Source organism: Pseudomonas cremoricolorata DSM 17059 = NBRC 16634, assembly GCF_000425745.1.
GTDB classification, from domain to species: domain Bacteria; phylum Pseudomonadota; class Gammaproteobacteria; order Pseudomonadales; family Pseudomonadaceae; genus Aquipseudomonas; species Aquipseudomonas cremoricolorata.
Map to the genome: position 1 here is coordinate 141,867 of NZ_AUEA01000002.1, position 22,447 is coordinate 164,313.

The 22,447-nt window shown below is 63.3% G+C and carries 19 protein-coding genes; 9 read left to right on the forward strand and 10 right to left on the reverse strand.

Annotated elements, in window-relative coordinates; genetic code table 11:
* Positions 1–17: 17 nt before the first annotated feature.
* Positions 18–680 carry a LexA family protein gene (locus tag H618_RS0103110; RefSeq protein WP_033727440.1) on the reverse strand — a complete coding sequence of 221 codons (663 nt, stop codon included), beginning with the start codon at positions 678–680 and terminating at the stop codon, positions 18–20.
* A 132-nt stretch (positions 681–812) separates the two neighbouring features.
* Here H618_RS0103110 and H618_RS0103115 point away from each other — a divergent pair, with 132 nt between their 5' ends.
* The 6 genes from H618_RS0103115 to H618_RS0103140 all read left to right on the forward strand — a co-directional run bounded on the left by H618_RS0103115 (position 813) and on the right by H618_RS0103140 (position 8,639).
* Positions 813–1,118, forward strand: coding sequence for a DUF6124 family protein (locus tag H618_RS0103115; RefSeq protein WP_028693675.1), 306 nt, complete (start codon positions 813–815; stop codon positions 1,116–1,118).
* 423 nt (positions 1,119–1,541) lie between these two features.
* On the forward strand, positions 1,542–2,057 hold the full coding sequence (locus H618_RS0103120; protein ID WP_028693676.1) for a DUF4880 domain-containing protein: 516 nt from the start codon (positions 1,542–1,544) through the stop codon (positions 2,055–2,057).
* A 43-nt stretch (positions 2,058–2,100) separates the two neighbouring features.
* The gene (locus H618_RS0103125) at positions 2,101–3,249 is read left to right on the forward strand and encodes a M14 family metallopeptidase (protein WP_028693677.1); all 1,149 of its coding nucleotides are present in this window, start codon (positions 2,101–2,103) and stop codon (positions 3,247–3,249) included.
* A 243-nt stretch (positions 3,250–3,492) separates the two neighbouring features.
* Positions 3,493–5,751 carry an ATP-binding protein gene (locus tag H618_RS0103130; protein ID WP_033727442.1) on the forward strand — a complete coding sequence of 753 codons (2,259 nt, stop codon included), beginning with the start codon at positions 3,493–3,495 and terminating at the stop codon, positions 5,749–5,751.
* A gap of 16 nt (positions 5,752–5,767) precedes the next feature.
* Positions 5,768–6,229 carry a response regulator gene (locus H618_RS0103135; RefSeq protein ID WP_028693679.1) on the forward strand — a complete coding sequence of 154 codons (462 nt, stop codon included), beginning with the start codon at positions 5,768–5,770 and terminating at the stop codon, positions 6,227–6,229.
* A gap of 10 nt (positions 6,230–6,239) precedes the next feature.
* Positions 6,240–8,639, forward strand: coding sequence for a response regulator (locus H618_RS0103140; protein ID WP_028693680.1), 2,400 nt, complete (start codon positions 6,240–6,242; stop codon positions 8,637–8,639).
* Between the two features lie 40 nt (positions 8,640–8,679).
* On the opposite strand, the gene H618_RS0103145 is transcribed toward H618_RS0103140, so the two are convergent.
* From H618_RS0103145 to H618_RS0103180, 8 genes are all read right to left on the reverse strand, one after another.
* Positions 8,680–9,828, reverse strand: a complete 1,149-nt coding sequence (locus H618_RS0103145; RefSeq protein WP_028693681.1) for a PQQ-dependent sugar dehydrogenase — start codon at positions 9,826–9,828, stop codon at positions 8,680–8,682.
* Between the two features lie 50 nt (positions 9,829–9,878).
* A complete protein-coding gene (locus H618_RS0103150) occupies positions 9,879–10,214 on the reverse strand; it encodes a hypothetical protein (RefSeq protein WP_028693682.1) in 336 nt (111 codons plus the stop codon).
* A gap of 159 nt (positions 10,215–10,373) precedes the next feature.
* The gene (gene cysG, locus H618_RS0103155; protein WP_028693683.1) at positions 10,374–11,765 is read right to left on the reverse strand and encodes a siroheme synthase CysG; all 1,392 of its coding nucleotides are present in this window, start codon (positions 11,763–11,765) and stop codon (positions 10,374–10,376) included.
* Complete coding sequence (gene serS / locus H618_RS0103160; protein WP_028693684.1) at positions 11,766–13,046, reverse strand: serine--tRNA ligase; 1,281 nt, start codon at positions 13,044–13,046, stop codon at positions 11,766–11,768.
* A 29-nt stretch (positions 13,047–13,075) separates the two neighbouring features.
* Entirely contained in the window at positions 13,076–13,450 is a 375-nt protein-coding gene (gene crcB / locus H618_RS0103165; RefSeq protein WP_028693685.1) for a fluoride efflux transporter CrcB, read from the reverse strand.
* Entirely contained in the window at positions 13,447–14,772 is a 1,326-nt protein-coding gene (locus tag H618_RS0103170) for a replication-associated recombination protein A (protein WP_028693686.1), read from the reverse strand. The genes crcB and H618_RS0103170 overlap by 4 nt, the downstream gene beginning before the upstream one ends.
* A gap of 12 nt (positions 14,773–14,784) precedes the next feature.
* Entirely contained in the window at positions 14,785–15,408 is a 624-nt protein-coding gene (gene lolA / locus H618_RS0103175; RefSeq protein WP_028693687.1) for an outer membrane lipoprotein periplasmic chaperone LolA, read from the reverse strand.
* 61 nt (positions 15,409–15,469) lie between these two features.
* Positions 15,470–17,962, reverse strand: a complete 2,493-nt coding sequence (locus H618_RS0103180; RefSeq protein ID WP_028693688.1) for a DNA translocase FtsK — start codon at positions 17,960–17,962, stop codon at positions 15,470–15,472.
* A 347-nt stretch (positions 17,963–18,309) separates the two neighbouring features.
* Here H618_RS0103180 and aat point away from each other — a divergent pair, with 347 nt between their 5' ends.
* The 3 genes from aat (at position 18,310) to infA (ending at position 20,080) form a co-directional block, all read left to right on the forward strand.
* Positions 18,310–18,990: a leucyl/phenylalanyl-tRNA--protein transferase gene (aat, locus tag H618_RS0103185; protein ID WP_028693689.1), complete on the forward strand. Its 681-nt coding sequence runs from the start codon at positions 18,310–18,312 to the stop codon at positions 18,988–18,990.
* A 59-nt stretch (positions 18,991–19,049) separates the two neighbouring features.
* Positions 19,050–19,757, forward strand: a complete 708-nt coding sequence (locus tag H618_RS0103190; RefSeq protein WP_028693690.1) for an arginyltransferase — start codon at positions 19,050–19,052, stop codon at positions 19,755–19,757.
* Positions 19,758–19,861: 104 nt separating this feature from the next.
* A complete protein-coding gene (gene infA / locus H618_RS0103195; protein ID WP_002553999.1) occupies positions 19,862–20,080 on the forward strand; it encodes a translation initiation factor IF-1 in 219 nt (72 codons plus the stop codon).
* A 93-nt stretch (positions 20,081–20,173) separates the two neighbouring features.
* Here infA and clpA read toward each other — a convergent pair whose 3' ends face one another.
* The gene (gene clpA / locus H618_RS0103200) at positions 20,174–22,444 is read right to left on the reverse strand and encodes an ATP-dependent Clp protease ATP-binding subunit ClpA (RefSeq protein ID WP_028693691.1); all 2,271 of its coding nucleotides are present in this window, start codon (positions 22,442–22,444) and stop codon (positions 20,174–20,176) included.
* Positions 22,445–22,447 lie beyond the last annotated feature (3 nt).

The following is a 22,447-nucleotide window of genomic DNA, read 5'->3' on the forward strand; positions in this document are numbered from 1 at the left end:
GGCCAGGCCGCGGTCTCTCAATGCATGCCGTGGGAACGCACCACGACGCCAAGCACTTCAAAGCCCTCGCCGCAGAGCAGCTTGGGATAGGTGGGGTTGAGCGGTTTCAGGTAGCGCTGACCGCCATCTTCGACCAACTGGCGAAACATCGCCGAGGTACCGGCCTGGCGGGCGATGACCAGCTTGCCCGGGGCTGCCGGCACGCCAGGGTCGACCAGCACCAGCATGTTCTCTGGCACGCTGGGGCCGGTGGCCGAACTCATCAGATCGCCCTCTACCCGCAACCAGAACGCATTGCCCTGGGCGCAGTAGTCGGTCTGTTCGGTAACGATACTGGTGAGCGGCAACGGCCCATCGAGTTCAGCCCAGGCCAGCACGGGGTAGCGAAACGACAGGATGTACTGCCCGCTGTCATCGACCTCGGACTCGTTCGGCGCACCGGCATAGGTGCCTGCACGCTCACCGACGCCCGTCACCGGCAGGATCTTCAGAGAAACCTGCAGGTGCGGCATGCCCAGGGCCACCAGCACCTTGTTCATCATTTCGACCTTGGGGGTACGGGTACCCCGCAGCCAGTGCCCGACACCGCCTTGGGTGACCCCGATGCGTTCGGCGAGCTGCTCCTGCGAAAGGCCGAGTTCACGTAGTTTTTGCTTTACCAGCGCGATCCATTTATCCATCGCCCGCACGATACGGACTGCCCCGAGGCGCTCAATACACAAATTGTAGTATTTGTGACCATCCAATCAAGTACGGCATGTACTATTATTCGAGTGGTATTCATGTCTCACTCACAACTGATTGGTAACAGGATGAAACCCACGACATATTCAGACAAGGATCTCGACAGCGAGGCTGCCCGCCGCGCCCTGGATTATTACCTCAACCCGACCCCTTCGAGCACCAGCGTAGACAACACGCCCTGGGCGGTACGCGATGATGCGACGCCCGAGATGGTCGATGCCCATGTGATGAATCTGCTGCGCAGCGCGGCGGCCACGGCCTGTGACAGCGCAAGCCATCAGCAAGGTAATGTGCGGGAGGTCATGTACGCCCTGATGCACATGATCAACATGGCCAGGTCACTGCTCGAGCAAAAGAATGCGCAACTGACGTGAATAACGAGGGCAGCCATCAGGCAGCGAGGAAGGTGCAAAACCGCAATCAGGAAGTGCTCAGGCGTTTTTTTTCGCCACATCGCTAAAAATCATTTGACTGCCAAATGATAACGATTATTATTGCACTCAGCAGGTCGAGAGACCCGCTGGATAATCCGAAGGCCCTCAGGTCGGGCTTTCAGACTATCTCCTCATCAGGCTAATCACGGTTTTTGACCCAGCTTTTGCTGGGTCTTTTTTTTGGCTCTTCAGGCTAATGAAGAAGGGTTACCGCTGTAATGCCGGCGATGATAGCAAACCCATATCGCCCGATAAAAGCATATTGCAAGGTTTTGCCGAATCAGCACTTGAGAATCAATCTCGTTAAGATTAAGCTGGCGCCGCGTCACGGAAGATGCCCCCACCCTTCTGCAAGGAATCTCCATGAGCCGTCTACTGCTGCCGCTTGACCACGGCCCGCGCGCTGTCGATGAACCTGCCAGCCAGGTATTGCTGCATGGCCTGCGACGCCTGCCGCGCCGGGCGCAACAGGTGTTTCTGCTCAATCGCCTCGACCAACTGGAGTTTGCCCTGATTGCCACACGGCTGACTCTGCCCTTGCCCAGGGTCGAGCAGTTGATGATCGAAGCCCTGCTCAGTACCTCAGCCGAATCGACTGCCCTCAACGCCCAGGCCGCGCGCTGGTACGTACGCCTGCAAAGTCCGGCCGCCAGCGCCTGCGAACGCATCGATTTTCGCCGCTGGCTGGATGCGTCACCCGACCACCTGCAAGCCTTTCACGCCACCGAACTGCACTGGCGCAGCCTGCTGGCACCGGCACGCGAACTGGGTGAACAAGGCTGGTACCGCACCGGTCGTGCGGCCTTCTCCATGGGTGGCTGCTCGCTGGCCCTGGGGCTTGGCGCGGCTGCGCTGCTGGCGTTCGGTCTGTGGAGCTGAGGGGTGTAAAGTAGCGTCACAACAATGCCGGAGGAGCCGGGCAATGACCGTGACGCCAACCCCGCTACACATCGACTGTGATTTCGATTCAGGCAACATCGAGGTGCTCGACTCGAGCGACCCGTTCAACGTGCGCCTGGCGATTCGCCCCGACACACACAGCGCGCACTTTCAGTGGTTTCACTTTCGCAGCAGCGGGCTGATTCCCGGGCAGCGCCATCGATTCAGTCTCGAGAACGCCGGGCAATCGTCCTATCCCCATGCCTGGAGCGGCTATCAGGCGGTGGCGTCCTACGATCAGCAGCGCTGGTTCCGTGTCCCCAGCCAGTTCGATGGAGCTGCGCTCCATTTCAGCCTCGACGCCGAGCAGACGCAAGCCTGGTTCGCCTACTTCGAGCCCTACCCGCGCGCGCGCCACAACCAGTTGATCGAACGCGCCCGGCACTTGCCTGGCGTGCACGTGCTTGCCAGTGGCCGCAGCGTCGAAGGCCGGGAAATCCCCCTGCTGCGCGCCGGCGATGGCGCACCGGGTAAACGCAAAGTGTGGCTGATCGCTCAACAGCACCCTGGCGAGCACATGGCCGAATGGTTCATGGAGGGCGTCATCGACCGCCTGCAAGGCAACGACACCTCGATTCAGCAACTGCTGGCGTTCGCAGACCTGTACCTGATCTGCAACATGAACCCTGATGGTGCCTACCACGGCCATCTGCGCACCAACCTCAAAGGTCAGGACCTCAACCGTGCCTGGCAGGACGCCAGCGTCGAGCTGAGCCCGGAGGTGTTCTTTGCCCAGACGCAAATGCAGCGCTACGGCGTCGACGCGTTCATCGATGTGCACGGTGATGAAGAAATTCCCCATGTGTTCACCGCTGCCTGCGAAGGCAACCCTGGCTACACGCCTCGCCTGGCCGCCCTGGAAGCGCAGTTCCGCGACACCCTGTGCAGCCTGACCCGCGACTTCCAGCAGGTTCACGGCTACACCCGCAGCGCCCCCGGCCAGGCCAACATGACCCTGGCTTGCAATGCGGTTGGCCAGACCCATGACTGCCTGGCGTTGACCTTGGAGATGCCGTTCAAGGACCACGACGATGCGCCCAATGCCGAAACGGGCTGGTCAGGCCATCGCTCCAAGGCCCTCGCTGCAGCGGTGCTGGACACCTTGCAGACGATGGCCGCCACTCTGCGCTGATCGGCTCGCCTCTGCGCCAGCCTGCAATGGGCAGGCGCAGAGGCGGGCAACGTTCGCCGAGCGCGTGCTCAGCAATCCACGCCAAGCATTGAAAAAAGTTGTACAAAACCCCCTTCGGCGTAGAACCTACCCGGCCAATTGGCCTCAAAAGGCCATAATCCAACGATGGATTGGCACTTTTCTGATAACGTGGGTAACTAAATCCCCTTCTTAATCACCTGCTTGCGGCCTGACCACGGGGCCATGACCGGAGAGTGTTCCTTGACAACTGCCCAGAGTGCCTTCGACCAGGCCGTCGAACGCTGCGCCCAGGAGCCGATTCAGGTGCCAGGTAGCATCCAGCCCCACGGCTTCATGCTAGTCCTGGACGAACAGGACCTGCGTGTCGTGCAGGCCAGCGACAATGTCCAGCGCTGGCTGGGCGTCGGCGCGCAACGCCTGCTCGAGCGCCCGTTCAATGAACTGGTCAGCGGCGCGTTCGACCTGCGCAAGCATTTGCAGCAGTTGCCCGTAGAAGACGTTTTTCCATTTCACCTGGGTGACGTCACGCTGCACGCCGATGCTCCTTGGCAAGAGCCGCTGCGCCTGCTGGTACACCGCCACGACCAGGTACTGATCGCCGAGTTCGAGCCGTGCCGCTCAGGCGCGCATGCCGATTACTACCCCTTGGTGCGCGGCTTCGTCAGCAGCCTGCACCATGCCGCCAGCCTCGAAGAGCTGCTCGAGCGCTCGGTATTGCAGATCAAGCGCCTGACCGGCTTCGGTCGTGTCAAAGCCTACCGTTTCGATGCCGAGGGCAATGGCACGGTGATGGCCGAAGCCGCCGACCCTGGCTATGCCGGCTACCTGGGCTTGAGCTTTCCGGCCTCCGACATTCCGCGCCAGGCCCGCGAGCTGTACCGCATCAACCGTATCCGCGTGATCGAAGACGCCAATTACCAACCCTCGCCGCTGCTGCCGGTCAACAACCCGCGCACCGGCAAACCCCTGGACATGAGTTTCGCGTCGCTGCGCAGCGTCTCGCCGGTGCACCTGCAATACATGCGCAACATGGGCACGCTGGGTTCGATGTCGCTGTCGATCGTGGTCGATGGTCGCCTGTGGGGCCTGGTTTCCTGCCACCACGAGGTGCCACGCGCGGTCGACTTCCAGACCCGCACCGCCTGCGAGCTGCTGGCCAGTGTGCTGTCGTTGCAGATCGAATCGCGCGAATCGCACACCAATACGCGCATGCTCCTCGACCTGCGCCGGCACATCGTGCAGATGCTCGCCGCCATGGCCGACCGCGACAGCGTCAGCGACGGCTTGCTGGCCTTGCCCAAGGTGATGCTGGAGTTCGCAGGCGCCAGCGGGGCTGCGATCATCAGCGCCGAGCGCTGCGACCTGATCGGCCAGACCCCGCCCGAATCGCTGGTCCTCGCCCTGGTGCACTGGCTGGGCCAGCAGGATGAAGAAGGCGTGTTCGTCAGCGACAACGTCGAGCGCGACATTCCCCTGCTGCCGGAGCTGGCCGAGCACGTCGGTGGCGTGCTGGCCGTGGCGATTTCGCAGATTCACTCGCACTACCTGGTGTGGTTCCGCCCGGAACAGGCACGCATGGTCAACTGGGCGGGTCGCCCGGAGAAGCAGATCAGCGCCGCCGGCAATCTCAGCCCGCGGCACAGTTTCGAGCGCTGGCACGAGGAAATCCGCGGTTTCTGCACGCCATGGGACCCGTTGATCATCGAGGGCGTGCTGGAGCTGCGGATTTCCGTGCTGGGCATCGTGCTGCGCAAGGCCGAAGAGCTGGCCCAGCTGGCCGGCGAGCTGAAACGCTCGAACAAAGAGCTCGAAGCGTTCTCATACAGCGTGTCCCACGACTTGCGCGCGCCGTTGCGGCACATCGCAGGCTACAGCGAGCTGCTCGGCGAGATCGAAGGCCAGAACCTCTCGGAACGCGGCCAGCGCTTCCTGCAGCACATCGAGGAAGCCGCGCATTTTGCCGGCACCCTGGTCGACAACCTGCTGAATTTTTCGCAGATGGGCCGCTCGGCCCTGCGCATGTCGGACGTCGACCTCAATGCACTGATCGACACTATCCTCGCCGAATCGGCGCCGGACTACGCCGGGCGCGACATCGTCTGGCAGGTCGAGCAACTGCCCAAGGTCATCGCTGACCCGGCGTTCATCAACCTGGTGCTGCAAAATCTGATTTCCAACGCCATCAAGTACACCCGTGGCCGGCAACCTGCGCGCATCGAGATCGGCGCGCGCGAGCATGCCGATGAGGTGGAAATCTACGTGCGTGACAACGGCGTGGGCTTCGACATGGCGTACACCAACAAGCTCTTCGGCGTGTTCCAGCGCTTGCACCGCATGGAAGACTTCGAAGGCACCGGCATTGGCCTTGCCAGCGTGCGCCGCATCATCGAGCGACACGAGGGCCGAGTCTGGGCCGAAGGCGAGATTGACCAGGGCGCGACGTTCCACTTCGCCCTCCCCCTACACCCCCTGCAATCCTGAGGGAAGCACACCGATCATGCTCAAACCTATCCTGTTGGTAGAAGACAACCCCAAAGACCTGGAGTTGACCCTCGTCGCGCTGGAGCGCAGCCAGCTGGCCAATGAAGTCATCATCCTGCGCGATGGCGCCGACGCACTGGACTACCTGCTGCGTCGCAATGCTTACAGCGACCGTGACGACGGTAACCCGGCCGTACTGCTGCTCGACCTGAAACTGCCCAAGGTCGATGGCCTGGAGGTGCTCAAGGCCGTGCGTTCGACCCCGGAGCTGCGCAGCATCCCCACAGTGATGCTGACCTCTTCGCGCGAGGAACCCGACCTGCTGCGTGCCTACGAACTGGGCGTCAACGCCTACGTGGTCAAGCCGGTGGAGTTCAAGGAATTCGTCACCGCCATCTCCGACCTCGGCGTGTTCTGGGCGGTACTCAACGAGCCACCACCCGGCTCGCTGCGTCTGAACCGTCGCGGTAACTCTTGAGGCGCGCACGATGCAGCAAACGCCGCTGAAACTGCTGATGGTGGAAGACAGCTCGATGGACGCCGAGCTGACCCTGCTGCGGCTCGAACGCAGCGGCTTGCAGATCCAGTCGCGCCTGGTGTTCGACCATGTTGGCGTGGAGCAGGCGCTCGCGGCGCAATCGTTCGACCTGATTCTCTGCGACTGCGTGCTGCCCAGCTCTTCGGGCACGCAAGTGCTGGAAGTCGCCCAGCGCCTGGCCCCAGACGTGCCGTTCATCTTCCTCTCCGGCATCTATGGTGAAGAGCACGCGGTGGAGATGATCCGCCTGGGCGCCACCGACTATGTGCTGAAGAAAAACCTGCTGGTGTTGCCCAAGGCCGTGCGTCGCGCGCTTACCGAGGTGCAGGAACGCCAGCGTCGGCGCCACGCCGAGGAAGCCCTGGCCGACGTCGAGGCGCGTGCACGCATCGCCATCGATGCCGCCGGCATGGGCAGCTGGGACCTGCGCCCGGTCGAAGGCACCCTGCACTGGGACGAGCGCAGCAAGACCCTGTTCGGCCTGACGCCCAATGCCGAGGTCACGCTCGAGGTGTTCTATGCCGGCATCTATCACGAGGATGTCGAAGCGGTGCGTGCCGCCGTCGACCTGGCCATGGACCCTACAGGCGACGGCCACTACCGCGCCGAGTTTCGCATCAACATGGCAGACGGCCAGGAGCCGCACTGGCTGTTGAGCACCGGCCAGGCGCGTTTCGCCGACGGCCAGTGCGTGCGCTTTTCAGGCGTGCTGCAGGATATTCATCAGCAGCGCCAGGCCACTCAAGGGCTCAAGCACCTCAATGAGTTGCTCGGTGAGCGAGTCGAGCTGCGCACCCGTGAGCGCGACCGGGCTTGGGAGCTGTCCCACGACCTGCTCGCCGTGCTCAACAACGACCTCACACCCGTGGCGCTCAACCCGGCCTGGGAGGCGACCCTGGGCATCAGCCGTGAGCGGCTGAGCCAGACCTCGCTGCTGCACCTGGTGCCGAGTAGCGAACAGGCGCATTTTCTCGACGAACTCAAAGCCCTCACCCAGGGCCGTACAAGTGCCCGCTTCGTCGGGCGCATCCAGCATGTCAGTGGTCATCAGCGCTGGCTGTCGTGGGTGGTGGTGCGTGAAGACAACCTGCTGTATGTGGTCGCCCGTGACATCACCAGCGAGCGCGAATCGGCGATCGGCCTGGCCGAGGCCAACGACCGTCTGCGTGAGCAGATCGGTGAGCGCGAGCGCATCGAGGCCGCCCTGCAACAGATGCAGCGCCTGGAAGCGGTCGGCCAGCTGACCGCAGGCGTGGCCCACGACTTCAACAACCTGCTGACCGTGATCATCACCGGCGCCAGCTTCCTGGAACGCGACCTGCACAAGGAAGACCTGGCCAAGGCCCGCTCACGCCTGCAACACATTCGCGAAGCCGGTGAGCGCGGTGCCAAGCTGACCTCGCAGTTGCTCGCGTTCTCGCGCAAGCAGCGCCTGGAACCTGTCGCGCTGAACCTCAACCGCACCGTCGATGGCGTGCAGGAGCTGTTGCAGCGCAGCCTGGGCGGCAACATCGCCGTGCGTCTGGACCTCGATCCGCAGCTGTGGCAGGCGATGACCGACCCGACCCAGACCGAGATGATCATTCTCAACCTTGCGATCAACGCCCGCGACGCCATGCCCGATGGCGGCCAGCTGGTGCTGACCACACGCAACACGCAACTGCTCGAACCGGCGCAGCGCCCGGAAGACCCTGAGCCAGGCGACTACGTGGTGCTGACCATCCGCGACACCGGTTGTGGCATGAGCGAAGAGGTGCTGGCCAAGGTCTTCGAGCCATTCTTCACCACCAAGGACATCGGCAAAGGTTCAGGCCTGGGCCTGGCCCAGGTGTTCGGCTTCGCCAAGCAGTCCGGCGGCGGTGTGCGCATCGACACCACACCTGGCAAGGGCACGCAGGTGAGCGTCTACCTGCCCGCCGTACGCGAGCTGCCGGTGGTGGAAGCGACGCCCGTCAGCGCGCCGCTGAGCCTGGATGACAGCGGGCTGGACCGCACCATTCTGCTGGTCGATGACGATCACCTGGTGCGCGACCTGCTCGGCGATGTGCTGCGCCAGTACGGCTATCGCGTGCGCCAGGCGCACAGCGGCGAGCAGGCATTGGCGCTGCTGGACGATGGCATCGACTTGCTGCTGACGGACTTCGCCATGCCGGAATTCAACGGCGGCCAGCTGGCCAACGCGGTACGCGAGCGTTTCCCACGCATGCCGGTGGTGTTTCTGACCGGTTACGCCGAGCTACAAGGGCTCGATCTGCCCGACAGCGTGGTGATGCAAAAGCCTGTGCAGCCCCAGCATCTGGCCCAGGCGCTGAAAGACCTGCTCGGTGGCGCGCAATCGTTGAGCGCCTGAAGCGGCCGCCGGCAGGCGGCCTGCGTCATGCCATTACGGCTCACTCGGTGCTCAGGCCCACCTTGAGCAGCGCTCCGTCCTTGGCATCGGTGAGCACATACAGGTAGCCATCCGGGCCCACCCGCACATCACGTATGCGCGCTTTCAGCTCGCCCAGCAGACGCTCTTCATGGATGATCTTGTCGCCGTCCAGTTGCAGGCGAATCAGCTCCTTGCTGGCCAGTGCGCCAATGAACAGGTTGTGCTGCCAGGCGGTGAAGGTCGGGTTGTCGTAGAAAGCCATGCCGCTGATACCTGGCGACTTTTCCCACACGTGATGGGGGTCTTGCATACCCTCGACATGCTTGCCCTGGGCCTCGCGGATGGGCTGCCCGGAGTAATCGATGCCGTGGGTCGCCACCGGCCAGCCGTAGTTCTTACCGGCCTGGGGAATGTTGATCTCATCGCCGCCACGCGGGCCGTGCTCGTGGGTCCAGATCTGGTCGGTCCACGGATTGAGCGCGGCGCCCTGCTGGTTACGGTGACCGAACGACCAGATCTGCGGCTTGACGTTGTTCTGCCCGACAAAGGGGTTGTCTTTGGGCACTTCACCATCCGGCAGGATGCGCACCAGCTTGCCTTGCAGCTTGTCCAGGTCCTGGGCCGTGGCGCGCTGGTTGTTCTCGCCCAGGGCGATGAACAGATAGCCCTCACGGTCGAACACCAGGCGCGAACCGAAGTGGTTGCCCACCGACAGCTTGGGCTGCTGGCGGAAGATCACCGTGAAATTTTCCAGGCGGGTGCGATCCTGCGAGAGCTGACCACGGCCCACGGCGGTGCCGGCCTTGCCGTCTTCACCGACTTCGGCGAACGACAGGTACACCGTGCGGTCGTTGGGAAAACTCGGCGACAGCGCTACATCCAGCAGACCGCCCTGGCCTTCGGCCCAGACCTTGGGTACGCCGGACAGCGCCGGGCCGACCTTGCCATCGGCGCCGACCAGACGCAGGTTGCCGGGTCGCTCGGTCACCAGCATGTCCTTGCCGCCAGGCAGAAATGCCAGGCCCCAGGGGTAACGCAAGCCATCGGCCACGGTACTGACCGTCAGCTCGCCCTCCTCGCTGGGCAGACGTTGCTCATCGGCGGCGTGGGCCAGCAAGGGGAATAGCACAGCGGCGGTCAGGGTGCTCAGCAGCAGGCGTGGCTTCATGCTCGATTCCTTCGATGTGGAGAGGGGCGAGTTGGCGGTAGCGCCAGGATTCAAGGCGTGCGCGAACTGTCACGCGGCGGGCGGGCAGGTTCCAGCGCAGGCGCCTGCTGTTGCCGGCGCAGGTTGTCACCGTTGCCGATGCCGCGGTTTTCCAAAGTCGGTGGCCGCACTATCGGTTCGGTCGACGGCCCGCGCACGGGCGGGCTGGCCGGGATACTGCCTTGGCGACTGTTGGGATTGGCCCGCTGAATGGGGCTGTTATAGGGGTTGGTGCTGTTGGCGCGAACCCCGTCGTTGGCCACAAGAACCGGGGCGCCAGCTGCGCAGACGGCGGCCAGCACGCTCAGCAGCAGGCCGACGGTCAGGCTTGGCAATGTAGGACGCATACTCCACCTCATGTACGAAAACGCGCGCATGTGCCTTGGATGGCCGAAACGCCGACAGGTTCGTTGTGAAGTGGTTAAGAGGAGCGTGGCGGTAATTCGTGATGTTTCAAAGCGCGGCGGACCGGCTGACCAGCAGCCGGTCGCAGCAGCGCGTCGGATTCAGGAAGGCTGCGCGCCTTCGAACCAGGCCAGCTTGTCGCGCAGTTGCACCACTTCGCCGACGATCACCAGAGTTGGCGCGTGCACTTCGTGCTGGGCGACCAGCTCGGGCAGATTGGCCAAGGTGCCGGTGAACACCCGCTGGTTGCGCGTGGTGCCCTGTTGCACCAGGGCTGCCGGGGTGTCGCTGGCACGGCCATGGGCGATCAGCTCGGCGCAGATGGTCGGCAACCCCACCAGGCCCATGTAGAACACCAGGGTCTGGTTCGGCGCCACCAAGTCCAGCCACGGCAGGTTGCTGCTGCCATCCTTCAGGTGCCCGGTCACGAAGCGTACCGACTGCGCATGGTCGCGGTGGGTCAGCGGAATGCCGGCATACGACGAGCAGCCACTGGCGGCGGTGATGCCCGGCACCACCTGGAAGGGGATGCCATGCTCGGCCAGCTCTTCGATCTCTTCCCCGCCACGGCCGAAGATGAACGGATCGCCGCCCTTCAGACGCAGCACGCGCTTGCCCTGCTGAGCCAGATCGACCAACAGGCGGTTGATCTGATCTTGCGGCACGGCATGCTCGGAGCGACGCTTGCCGACGTAGATACGCTCGGCGTCACGTCGGCACATGTCGATGATCGCCGGCGCCACCAGGCGGTCGTACAGCACCACATCGGCCTGCTGCATCAGGCGCAGGGCGCGGAAGGTCAGAAGATCGGGGTCGCCAGGGCCCGCACCGACCAGATACACCTCGCCACCCTGCTGCGCCGGCGCGCCTTCGACCTTGGCGCGCAGCAGGCGCTCAGCTTCATCGCCCTGCCCCGCCAACTGGCGCTCGGCGATCGGCCCCTGGAAGACATCCTCCCAGAAGCCGCGGCGCTGGTTGACGTCCGGGTACAGCGCCTTGACCTGATGCCGAAACCGCGCCGCCAGCCCAGCCAGCTCACCGTAGGCGGCCGGAATCCAGGCTTCGAGCTTGGCGCGAATCAGGCGTGCCAGGACCGGCGCGTCGCCGCCACTGGACACCGCCACCACCAACGGCGAGCGGTCGACGATGGCCGGAAAGATCACCGTGCACAGCGCCGGGGCATCGACCACGTTGACCGGCACGCTGAGCGCCTGCGCCTCGCTCGACACCTGGGCGTTGAGCTGCGGATCATCGGTGGCGGCGATCACCAGCCGGCAGCCGGTCAGGTCACTGGCCTGGTAGCCGCGACCAAACACCTGGCCGCCACTTTGGGCAACCAGCTCGACCAGTTGCCCATCGACCTGTGGCGCCACGACGCGCAGCTCGGCGCCGGCGTCACTGAGCAGGCGCGCCTTGCGCAAGGCAATCTCGCCCCCACCCACCACCAGCACGCGCGCGCCCTGCAGCTTGTGAAACAGCGGCAGGTAATCCATTTAGCGGATGACCTCGACGCCCGCCATGTACGGCTTGAGCACCTCTGGCACGCGGATCGAACCGTCGGCCTGCTGGTAGTTCTCGAGTACCGCGACCAGGGTGCGACCCACGGCCAGGCCCGAACCGTTGAGGGTATGCACCAATTCCGGCTTGCCGGTTTCCGAGTTGCGCCAGCGCGCACCCATGCGCCGCGCCTGGAAGTCGCCGCAGTTGGAGCACGAGCTGATCTCGCGGTACTTGCCCTGGCTCGGCACCCAGACTTCCAGGTCGAAGGTTTTCACTGCACTGAAGCCCATGTCTCCGGTGCACAGGGCCAGCACGCGGTACGGCAGCTCGAGCGCCTGCAACACGCGTTCAGCGTTGGCGGTGAGGCCATCCAGAGCCTCCATCGAAGTGGCTGGCGCCACCACCTGGACCATCTCGACCTTGTCGAACTGGTGCTGACGGATCATCCCGCGGGTGTCACGCCCGGAGGCACCGGCTTCGCTGCGGAAGCACGGCGTATGCGCCACCAGCTTGAGCGGCAGCTGCTTGGCGTCGAGAATCTCACCAGCCACCAGGTTGGTCAGCGACACTTCGGCAGTCGGGATCAGGTAGAAGTCGGCCTCGCCTTCTCGGCTGATCTTGAACAGATCTTCCTCGAACTTGGGCAACTGCCCGGTGCCTTGCAGCGCCGGGGCCTGTACCAGGTACGGGGTATAGGCTTCTTCGTAGCCATGCTCGCTGGTATGCAGGTTGATCATGAACTGCGCCAAGGCGCGGTGCAGGCGGGCGATCGGCCCACGCAGCACGGCAAAGCGCGCACCAGAGAGCTTGGCGGCAGTTTCGAAGTCCAGGCCACCGCTGATTTCACCCAGCGCGACGTGATCCTTGACCTCGAAATCGAATTCGCTCGGGGTGCCCCAGCGGCGTACTTCGACGTTGTCATCTTCACTGGCGCCGACCGGCACGCTGGCATCGGGCAGGTTGGGAATGGTCAGCAGAATGCCGTCCAGCTCGGCCTGGATCGCATCCAGCTCGCCCTTGCCTTCGGTCAGTTCTGCGGCCATGCGCTCGACGTCGGCCATCAGCGGCGCGATGTCTTCGCCCTTGGCCTTGGCGTGGCCAATGGACTTGGAGCGGGCATTGCGCTCGGCCTGCAGTTGTTCGGTACGGGTCTGCACCGACTTGCGGCGCTCTTCAAGCGATTCGATGCGCGCGACATCCAGGCTGAAGCCCCGGGAGGCCAGGCGCTGCGCCACTTCCTGAAGTTGGCCGCGTAACAGTTTGGCATCGAGCATAGCGTTCTCTCGTTATCTAATAGGTTGGTTCAGATTCGGGTCAGGGCCAGGCCAGCCCAGGTGGCCAGCAGCCCGCCCACCACGCTGGCGCTGGTGTAACCCAGGGCCAGCGCAACTTGCCCGCTTTCCAGCAGGCGCACGGTATCCAGCGAAAACGACGAAAACGTGGTCAGGCCGCCGAGAAATCCGACGATCAGCCCGGCACGCAACTCGATCGGTACTGAAGGCTTGAGCAGAAACAGGCCGTACAAAAAGCCGATCAGCAGGCAACCCACCAGGTTGACCGCCAGCGTGCCGAGATAAAAGTGCCTCGGCCAGTGCGCCACCACCCAGTTTCCGGTGGCAAAGCGCAACAGTGTACCGGCGATACCGCCCGCCGTAACCGCTGCAATCAGGGCAATCATGGCTTTCTCCGCTGACGTGGGCTGTTGCGGTCCAGTTCTGCCAGGTGCCGCAGCTTCTCGCCGATCTTCAATTCAAGACCCCGTGGCACGGGCTGATAGTAGGGGCGCGGTGGCAATTGATCGGGGAAGTAGTCTTCCCCGGCGGCATAGGCATCGGGCTCATCGTGGGCATAGCGGTACTCGTCACCGTAGCCGAGCTGTTTCATCAGCTTGGTCGGCGCGTTGCGCAGGTGCAGAGGCACCTCCAGCGAGCCATGCTCGGCGGCCTCGCGCATGGCCGCCTTGAAACCGCTGTACACGGCGTTGCTCTTCGGCGCACAGGCGATGTAGGTAATGGCCTGGGCCACCGCCAGCTCGCCTTCCGGGCTGCCGAGGCGCTCTTGTACATCCCAGGCCGAGAGACACAGGCTCAACGCCCGTGGGTCGGCGTTGCCGATGTCCTCGCTGGCCATGCGCACCACGCGCCGGGCGATGTACAGCGGATCACAGCCACCATCGAGCATGCGCGCGTACCAGTACAGTGCAGCGTCTGGGTTGGAGCCGCGCACCGACTTGTGCAGCGCCGATATCTGGTCGTAGAACGCCTCGCCGCCCTTGTCGAAGCGCCGCCGGCTGTCACCCAGCAGGCTTTGCAACATGGCGATGTCGATCTCATCACCATCCTCGGCAAGGTCCGAAGCGTTCTCGAGGAAGTTGAGCATGCGCCGACCATCGCCATCGGCGGCAGCCATGAGCATCTGCATGGCCTCTTCACTCACACGCAACCGCCGCTTGCCCAGCCCGCGCTCATCGCTCAGGGCGCGCTGCACCAGGCGCTGCAGGGCAGCCTCGTCGAGGCTTTTGAGCACATACACCCGCGCCCGCGAAAGCAACGCGTTGTTCAGTTCGAAGGAGGGGTTCTCGGTGGTAGCGCCGATGAAGATCAGCGTGCCGTCCTCGACGAACGGCAGAAAGGCGTCTTGTTGCGACTTGTTGAAACGGTGCACTTCATCGACGAACAGGATGGTCCGGCGGCCGTACTGTGCCGCCTGCTGCCGCGCCACCTCGACGGCCTGGCGAATCTCCTTGACCCCGGCCAGCACCGCCGAGACGGTTTCGAAATGTGCATCGCAAAATTGCGCCAGCAACCGCGCCAAGGTGGTCTTGCCGACCCCTGGCGGGCCCCAGAAGATCATCGAGTGCAGCGCGCCCTGTTCCAGCGCTTCACGCAGCGGCTTGCCGCGTGCCAGCAGATGCTCCTGGCCGACGTACTCATCCAGGTTCGACGCACGCAGGCGCGCCGCCAGGGGCTGGGCGACAGGTTCGCTTCGAAACAGGTCCATGGCGCGCTCGGGTTACTCCTGAATGACGTCCGCGCCCTTGGGCACGTTGAACACGAAACGGTCGGCGGCCACCGGCTGGTTGGCCTTGACCCCGTTGAACAGAATGTTGGTGCGCTGGCCGACGCTGTCGATCAGTTGCATGTCGTTGATCAGCCCTTTGCGGAACGAGACGCGCAGCGAATCGAACAAGGTGTCCTTGGTCTTGGGCTTGAGGGTGAAGTCCATCACCTCGCCCTCTTCCTTGGAGGTGATGTCGAAGCTCTGGCTGATTTTCGACACATCGCCAGACAGCAGCAGGGCCGGGGTCTGGTTCAGACGCACGTCGAGCTTCTTGATGGTGGCCTGCTCCAGGTCAGGGTCCCACAGGGTGACCTTCTTGCCATCGGAGACCACCACCTGTTCCTGCGGCGCATCGGTGTGCCAGTAGAACAGGCCCGGGCGCTTGACCGTCATCTTGCCGGTGGTTTCCTGCAGGCTGGTGCCGCTGGCATCGAGGGTCAGCTGGGAAAAGCTGGCGTCGATGGTCTGGGACTTTTCCAGCAACTGGGTCAGGCGGGATACGTCTTTTTCACCGGCAATGGCCGATACGCTGGCTACAGTCAGAGCAGAAACCAACAACATGCGAATCGCGGGCATGGAAATCCTCGTCGAACAGTGAAGGGGCCGGGGCCCTGAAGGGCGCCCGGCAGGTAGATCATCAATCGCGCGGGCCGCCGGGGGCAATCACTTCCCGCGAGCCGTTGCTGTTCATGGGCGTGACCACGCCGGCCATTTCCATCGATTCGATCATTCGCGCGGCGCGGTTGTAACCGATCTTGAGCTTGCGCTGCACGGCGGAAATCGATGCACGGCGGCTTTCCAGAACGAACTGTACGGCTTCGTCGTACAACGCGTCGGTTTCGGCATCGTCGCCATCGCCACCGCCGCCGCCTTCGAAGCCGCTGCCGGCCTCCTCGACGCCGTTGAGGATGTCGTCGTTGTAATCCGGGGCGCCACGCTGTTTCCACGCCTCGACCACGCGGTGCACCTCATCGTCGGAGACGAAGGCACCATGCACCCGAATCGGCAGGCTGGTGCCCGGCGGCATGTAGAGCATGTCACCGTGGCCCAGCAACTGCTCGGCGCCGCCCTGGTCGATGATGGTCCGCGAGTCGATCTTGCTCGACACCTGGAACGCCATGCGCGTGGGGATGTTGGCCTTGATCAGGCCGGTAATCACGTCCACCGACGGTCGCTGGGTGGCGAGGATCAGGTGGATACCGGCAGCCCGCGCTTTCTGCGCGATGCGCGCAATCAGCTCTTCGACCTTCTTGCCGACGATCATCATCATGTCGGCGAATTCGTCGACCACGACGACGATGGTGGGCAGGGGCTTCAGCGCCGGTGGTTCATCGTCCATGCTTTCGCGGCGATACAGCGGGTCATGGATGATTTCACCCGCAGCTTCGGCGTCTTTGATCTTGCGGTTGAAGCCTGCCAGGTTGCGCACGCCCATGGCCGCCATCAGCTTGTAGCGGCGCTCCATCTCGGCAACGCTCCAGCGCAGGGCGTTGGCGGCGTCCTTCATGTCGGTGACCACCGGGCACAGCAGGTGCGGAATGCCTTCGTAGATGGACAGCTCGAGCATTTTCGGGTCGATCATGATCAGCCGCGCATCTTCAGGGCCCGACTTGAACAGGATCGACAGGATCATCGCGTTGACCCCCACCGATTTACCGGAGCCTGTGGTACCGGCCACCAGCAGGTGCGGCATCTTCGCAAGGTCGGTGATCACCGGTTTGCCACCGATGTCATGGCCCAGGGCCAGGGCCACTGGCGATTTCGACTCATCGAACAGATTGGACGAAAGCACCTCGGAGAAGCGCACGATCTGCCGGTTGTCGTTGGGAATCTCGATACCCACCGTGGTCTTGCCGGGAATCACCTCGACCACCCGCACGCTGGTCACTGCCAGTGAGCGCGCCAGGTCCTTGGCGAGGTTTGCGATGCGGCTGACCTTGACCCCTGCGGCCGGCTGAATTTCGTAGCGGGTAATCACAGGGCCCGGATGGATCGAGTCCACCGTGACCTCGACACCGAATTCCTTGAGCTTGATTTCCAGCAGATTGCCCACGCCTGCCAGCGACTCGGGCGAGTACTCGATTTTTTTCTCTTCGGCCTGATCGAGGATGGAGATCGGCGGCAAGGTGCCTTGCATGGCGGTGTCGACCACCGGCGCCTGGGGCTTCTCGGCCACCACACGCTTGACCGGCTCGGGCGCCTTGCTCGACGGCGGGATGATCACAGGTGCCGGTTTGTTCTCGCGGGCCACGACCGGCGCAGGCTCACGGGCAACCACGGTCTCGCGCGCCACCACCACCTCGCGGGGCGCCGGCGCTTCCTTGGCAGCGGCGCTGGCGATGGCGGCAACGGGCTTGCTCGGCACCGGCTCGCGGTCGGCCACGCGCTCTCGTGCCTTGCTCGGCTCACGGCGTTCTGCGGGGGTGTTCAGTACTGGCTCGTCCACCTCACGCAACTGCGCGTGCAGACGCTTGCGCTCGTTGCGCGCCTCCCACCAGCGGCTGGCCGCGCCCTGCAGCAGCTCGAACAGGTCGAGGGTGATCTTGCCGGTCATGTCCATCACCTTGAACCACGACAGGTCGGTGAACACGGTCAGGCCGAACAGGAACAGTGCGATGAACATCAGGGTGCTGCCCTGCACGTTCAGCAGGCTGCGGGCCAGCTCACCCAGCCCTTCGCCCAACGCCCCACCGGCTGCGAACGGCAGATTGGCAGTTGGGTGGAAGTGGATGTGCGCCAGCGCCGCGCCCGACAGCACCAGGAACACCAGGCCGATCAGCCGCCAGGAGAACAGCCAGCCGCTCCACTGCCAGGGCTGGTGGCGGTCACGGAAGATCTGCAGGGTCTTGATCGCCAGCAGCAAGGGGAAGATATAGGCGAAATAGCCCAGCACCATGAACATCACATCGGCGAAGTAGGCACCGGCGCGGCCAGCGGCATTCTGCACCTGGTCGACGTTGCTGGTGTGGCTGAAGCCTGGGTCGGCGGCATCGTAGGTGAGCAGCGCCATCCACAGGTACAGGCACAGCGCGCCGACGGCAATCAGTGCACCTTCCTTGAGCCGGTAATGCATCTGCTGGCGCCATAGCGGCACGGGCAGAGGGGTCGGGGTTGCGGTGGTTTTTTTCAAAACGCGTGTATTCCTGCGCAGGCTGCGCGTTCACTAGTGCTCAGCCGGGCACTGGCCGATGTCCACTACTTTTAACATTACTGCCCACCTGCCGCCATGACAGGTCGCCAACGGGGCATCAACGGTGAACGATTTCCGATAAGGGCCAATTTGAGCACGCATTGTCTTGCGTGACAAAGGCTTATGCTGTGTTTTTGCACAGGTGTGACAGCAAATGTGGCAGATGGTGCCGATTAGCGTCGTCAAGTGGGAATAAACCCCAGCCCAGAGGCTTTGGTTCAGGCGTTGACCTGCTTGGCCGCTGCCGCCATGCTGCGGGTTCTCCCCTCCCCTGCCGCCTGACGATCATGCTGACCTGGCTCAATCGCGACTCCCTGACCTTCCCACCGCTGGAAAAAGCGCTGCGCGAACCCAACGGCTTGCTGGCCGCCGGCGGCGACCTGAGTGCCGAGCGCCTGGTCCAGGCCTACCGACATGGCTGCTTCCCCTGGTACCAGGATGGCCAGCCGATTCTGTGGTGGGCGCCCGATCCGCGCACGGTACTGTTCACCGACGAGCTGCGCGTGTCGCGCTCATTGGCCAAGCTCATGCGCCAGGGCCGCTACCAGGTGACCTTCGACAACGACTTCGCTGCGGTCATCGCCGCCTGCGCCGCGCCGCGCAGTTACGCCGATGGCACCTGGATCACCGCCGGCATGCAGGCGGCCTATTGCCAGCTGCATGCCCAGGGCGTGGCCCACTCGGTCGAGGTCTGGGCCGATGGCGAGCTGGTCGGTGGGTTGTATGGCCTGGCCATGGGCCGGCTATTCTTCGGCGAATCGATGTTCAGCCGCGCCGACAACGCCTCCAAGGTCGGCTTCGCAACCTTGGTTGAACACCTGCGCGCCGCAGGTTTCATATTTATCGACTGCCAGATGCCCTCCCAGCATCTGCACAGCTTCGGCGCCCGCGCCATCAGCCGCAGCCAGTTCGCGCAGTCTCTGCGCGAGTACTGCGACCAGCCCAACGGCATGCGCTGGCACGTCTGAGCATGCGCCTTGCGACTGGCATACACTTAATCGACGGCATCACACAGGAGGGGTAGATCATGACAGAGCTGGCGCGCTTGAAGTTCTATGCCACTCAACCTCATTCCTGCAGCTACCTGCCCGAGCAACAGGCCACCACGCTGTTCCTCGACCCCAGCCAGCCGATGGATGTGCATGTCTATGCCGATCTGTCGGACATGGGCTTTCGCCGCAGCGGCGATCACCTCTACCGGCCGCATTGCCAACAGTGCAATGCCTGCATACCGGCGCGCATCCCGGCCGCCAGGTTCATCCCCAACCGCCAGCAACGGCGCATTCTCAAGCGCAACCAGGACATCAGCGTGCGCGCGACGCGCCCTGCTTTCAAAGAGGAATATTTCGAGCTGTACCGGCGCTACATCGAACAGCGCCACGCCGATGGCGACATGTTCCCGCCCAGCCGTGAGCAATTCTCGACGTTCCTGGTGCGCGATCTGCCGTTCTGCTGGTTTTACGAGTTTCGCCTCAACGGACGCCTGGTCGCCGTCGCGGTCTGCGACGTCCTGCCCAATGGGCTGTCGGCGGTTTACACCTTCTACGACCCGAGTGAGGAACGCCGTAGCCTGGGCCGCTTCGCCATTCTCTGGCAGATCGGCGAAAGCCTGCGGCAAAACCTGGAAGCGGTCTATCTGGGCTACTGGATCAAGAACTGCCAGAAGATGAATTACAAGACGCAGTATCGGCCTATCGAACTGCTCATCAACCAGCGCTGGGTCACTGTCAACTGAAAGCAGTGGCTGCACCTGCACTTTTCGGGCATAATCCACGCCACTTTTTTGCCCGCTGCCTTTCATGCAGGGGGCGGTCAACTGTATACCGAGGGCTCTACTGAATGTCGAAAGAAGACAGCTTCGAAATGGAAGGTACTGTCGTCGACACCCTGCCCAACACCATGTTCCGCGTGGAGTTGGAAAACGGGCACGTCGTGACCGCGCACATCTCCGGAAAGATGCGCAAGAACTACATCCGTATTCTTACTGGCGACAAAGTGCGCGTCGAACTGACGCCGTACGACTTGAGCAAGGGCCGCATCACCTACCGCGCCCGCTAAGCCAAGCCATGAAAAAACCCGGCCATCGAGCCGGGTTTTTTATGCGTCATCGATGAGGGGCTGAACCGGGGCCCAATGAGCCCCGGTAGCACGTCAGGCGACTTCAGCGGTGGTTTCGAAATCGAAGACCAGCTCGCCATCGCGCAGCTCGACGTGAACCACACCCCCATGCTCGGCCAATTCGCCGAACAGGATCTCTTCGGCCAATGGCCGCTTGATCTTGTCCTGAATCAGACGACCCATCGGCCGCGCGCCCATCTGCACATCGTAGCCAGAACTCGCCAGCCAGCCCCGCGCCTCTTCGCTGACTTCCAGCAGCACCCGCTTGTCTTCCAGCTGCGCCTGAAGCTCGATGAGGAACTTGTCGACGATGCTCTTGATGGTCTCGTGGGAGAGACGACCGAACTGGATGATGGTATCCAGGCGGTTGCGGAATTCCGGCGTGAAGCTCTTGCGAATGACCTCCATGGCATCGGAGGCGTGGTCCTGATGGGTGAAGCCGATCGAGGCGCGCGCTGCGGTCTCGGCGCCGGCGTTGGTGGTCATGATCAGAATCACGTTGCGGAAGTCGGCCTTGCGCCCGTTGTTGTCGGTCAGCGTGCCGTGGTCCATGACCTGCAGCAGCAGGTTGAAGACTTCCGGATGCGCTTTTTCGATTTCATCGAGCAGCAGTACGCAATGGGGCTGCTTGGTGATGGCCTCGGTCAGCAGACCACCCTGATCGAAACCGACGTAGCCTGGCGGCGCACCGATCAGGCGCGAAACGGTGTGGCGCTCCATGTATTCGGACATGTCGAAACGCACCAGCTCGACCCCAAGCGACTTGGCCAACTGCCGCGCCGCCTCGGTTTTACCCACCCCGGTAGGGCCAGCGAAGAGGAACGAGCCAACCGGCTTGTCAGGCGACTTGAGGCCAGCCCGCGACAGTTTGATTGCCGTTGCCAGGGCATCGATGGCCTGGTCCTGACCGAACACCGTGAGCTTGAGGTCGCGCTCCAGGTTACGCAGCAGTTCCTTGTCGGAGCTGCTGACATGCTTTGGCGGAATCCGCGCGATCTTGGCGACGATGTCCTCGACCTGGGGCACATCGATGCGCTTGACCCGATTGGCCTCAGGTTGTAGACGCTGATAGGCACCGGCTTCATCGATGACGTCGATGGCCTTGTCGGGCATGTGCCGATCGTTGATGTAACGGGCAGCGAGTTCGGCAGCGGCGCGCAGGGCCTCGTCGCTGTATTCGATGTTGTGGTGGCTCTCGAAGCGCCCCTTCAGGCCGCGCAGGATGCCCACGGTGTCTTCCACCGAAGGTTCGGAAACGTCGACCTTCTGGAAGCGCCGCGCCAGCGCGCGGTCTTTCTCGAAGATGCCGCGAAACTCCTGGAAGGTGGTAGAGCCGATGCAGCGGATTTCACCAGACGACAGCAGCGGCTTGAGCAGATTGGAAGCGTCCATCACGCCCCCTGAAGCCGCCCCGGCACCGATGATGGTGTGAATCTCGTCGATGAACAAAATCGCCTGGGGCCGCTTGCGCAGTTCACCGAGCAGCGCCTTGAAGCGTTTTTCGAAGTCGCCGCGGTACTTGGTGCCGGCCAGCAGCGCGCCAAGATCGAGCGAATACACCACGCTCTGCGCGAGCAGATCAGGCACCTGACCATCGACGATGCGCTTGGCCAGGCCTTCGGCGATGGCGGTCTTGCCAACACCGGCCTCACCGACCAGCAGCGGGTTGTTCTTGCGCCGCCGGGCAAGGATCTGCGCGACGCGCTCGACTTCCGATTCACGCCCGACCAACGGGTCGATGCGCCCCTGACGAGCCTGCTCGTTGAGGTTGCTGGCGTAGGCATCGAGCGGGTTGCTGGACGAGCTGGCTTCGCCGCTCTCTTCGTCCTGCATGTCTTGCTCGCCATCGGAACTGGCGCCGTGTCCTGGCACCTTGGAGATGCCGTGGGCGATGAAGTTGACCACATCGATACGGGCCACGCTTTGCTGCTTGAGCAAGAACACGGCCTGGCTTTCCTGCTCGCTGAAAATCGCTACCAGCACGTTGGCGCCGGTGACTTCACGCTTGCCCGAGCTCTGCACATGGAACACGGCGCGTTGCAGAACGCGCTGGAAACCCAGGGTCGGTTGCGTTTCACGGTCTTCATCGTGAACCGGAATCAGCGGGGTGGTGGAGTCGATGAACTCTTGCAGGTCGTGCTTGAGCTTGTCCAGATTGGCGCCACAGGCGCGCAGCACGGTAGCGGCGGCTTCATTGTCAAGGAGCGCCAGCAGCAGATGCTCGACGGTCATGAACTCATGACGTTTCGAGCGGGCCTCCTTGAAGGCCAGATTGAGGGTGACTTCGAGTTCGCGGTTCAACATAGC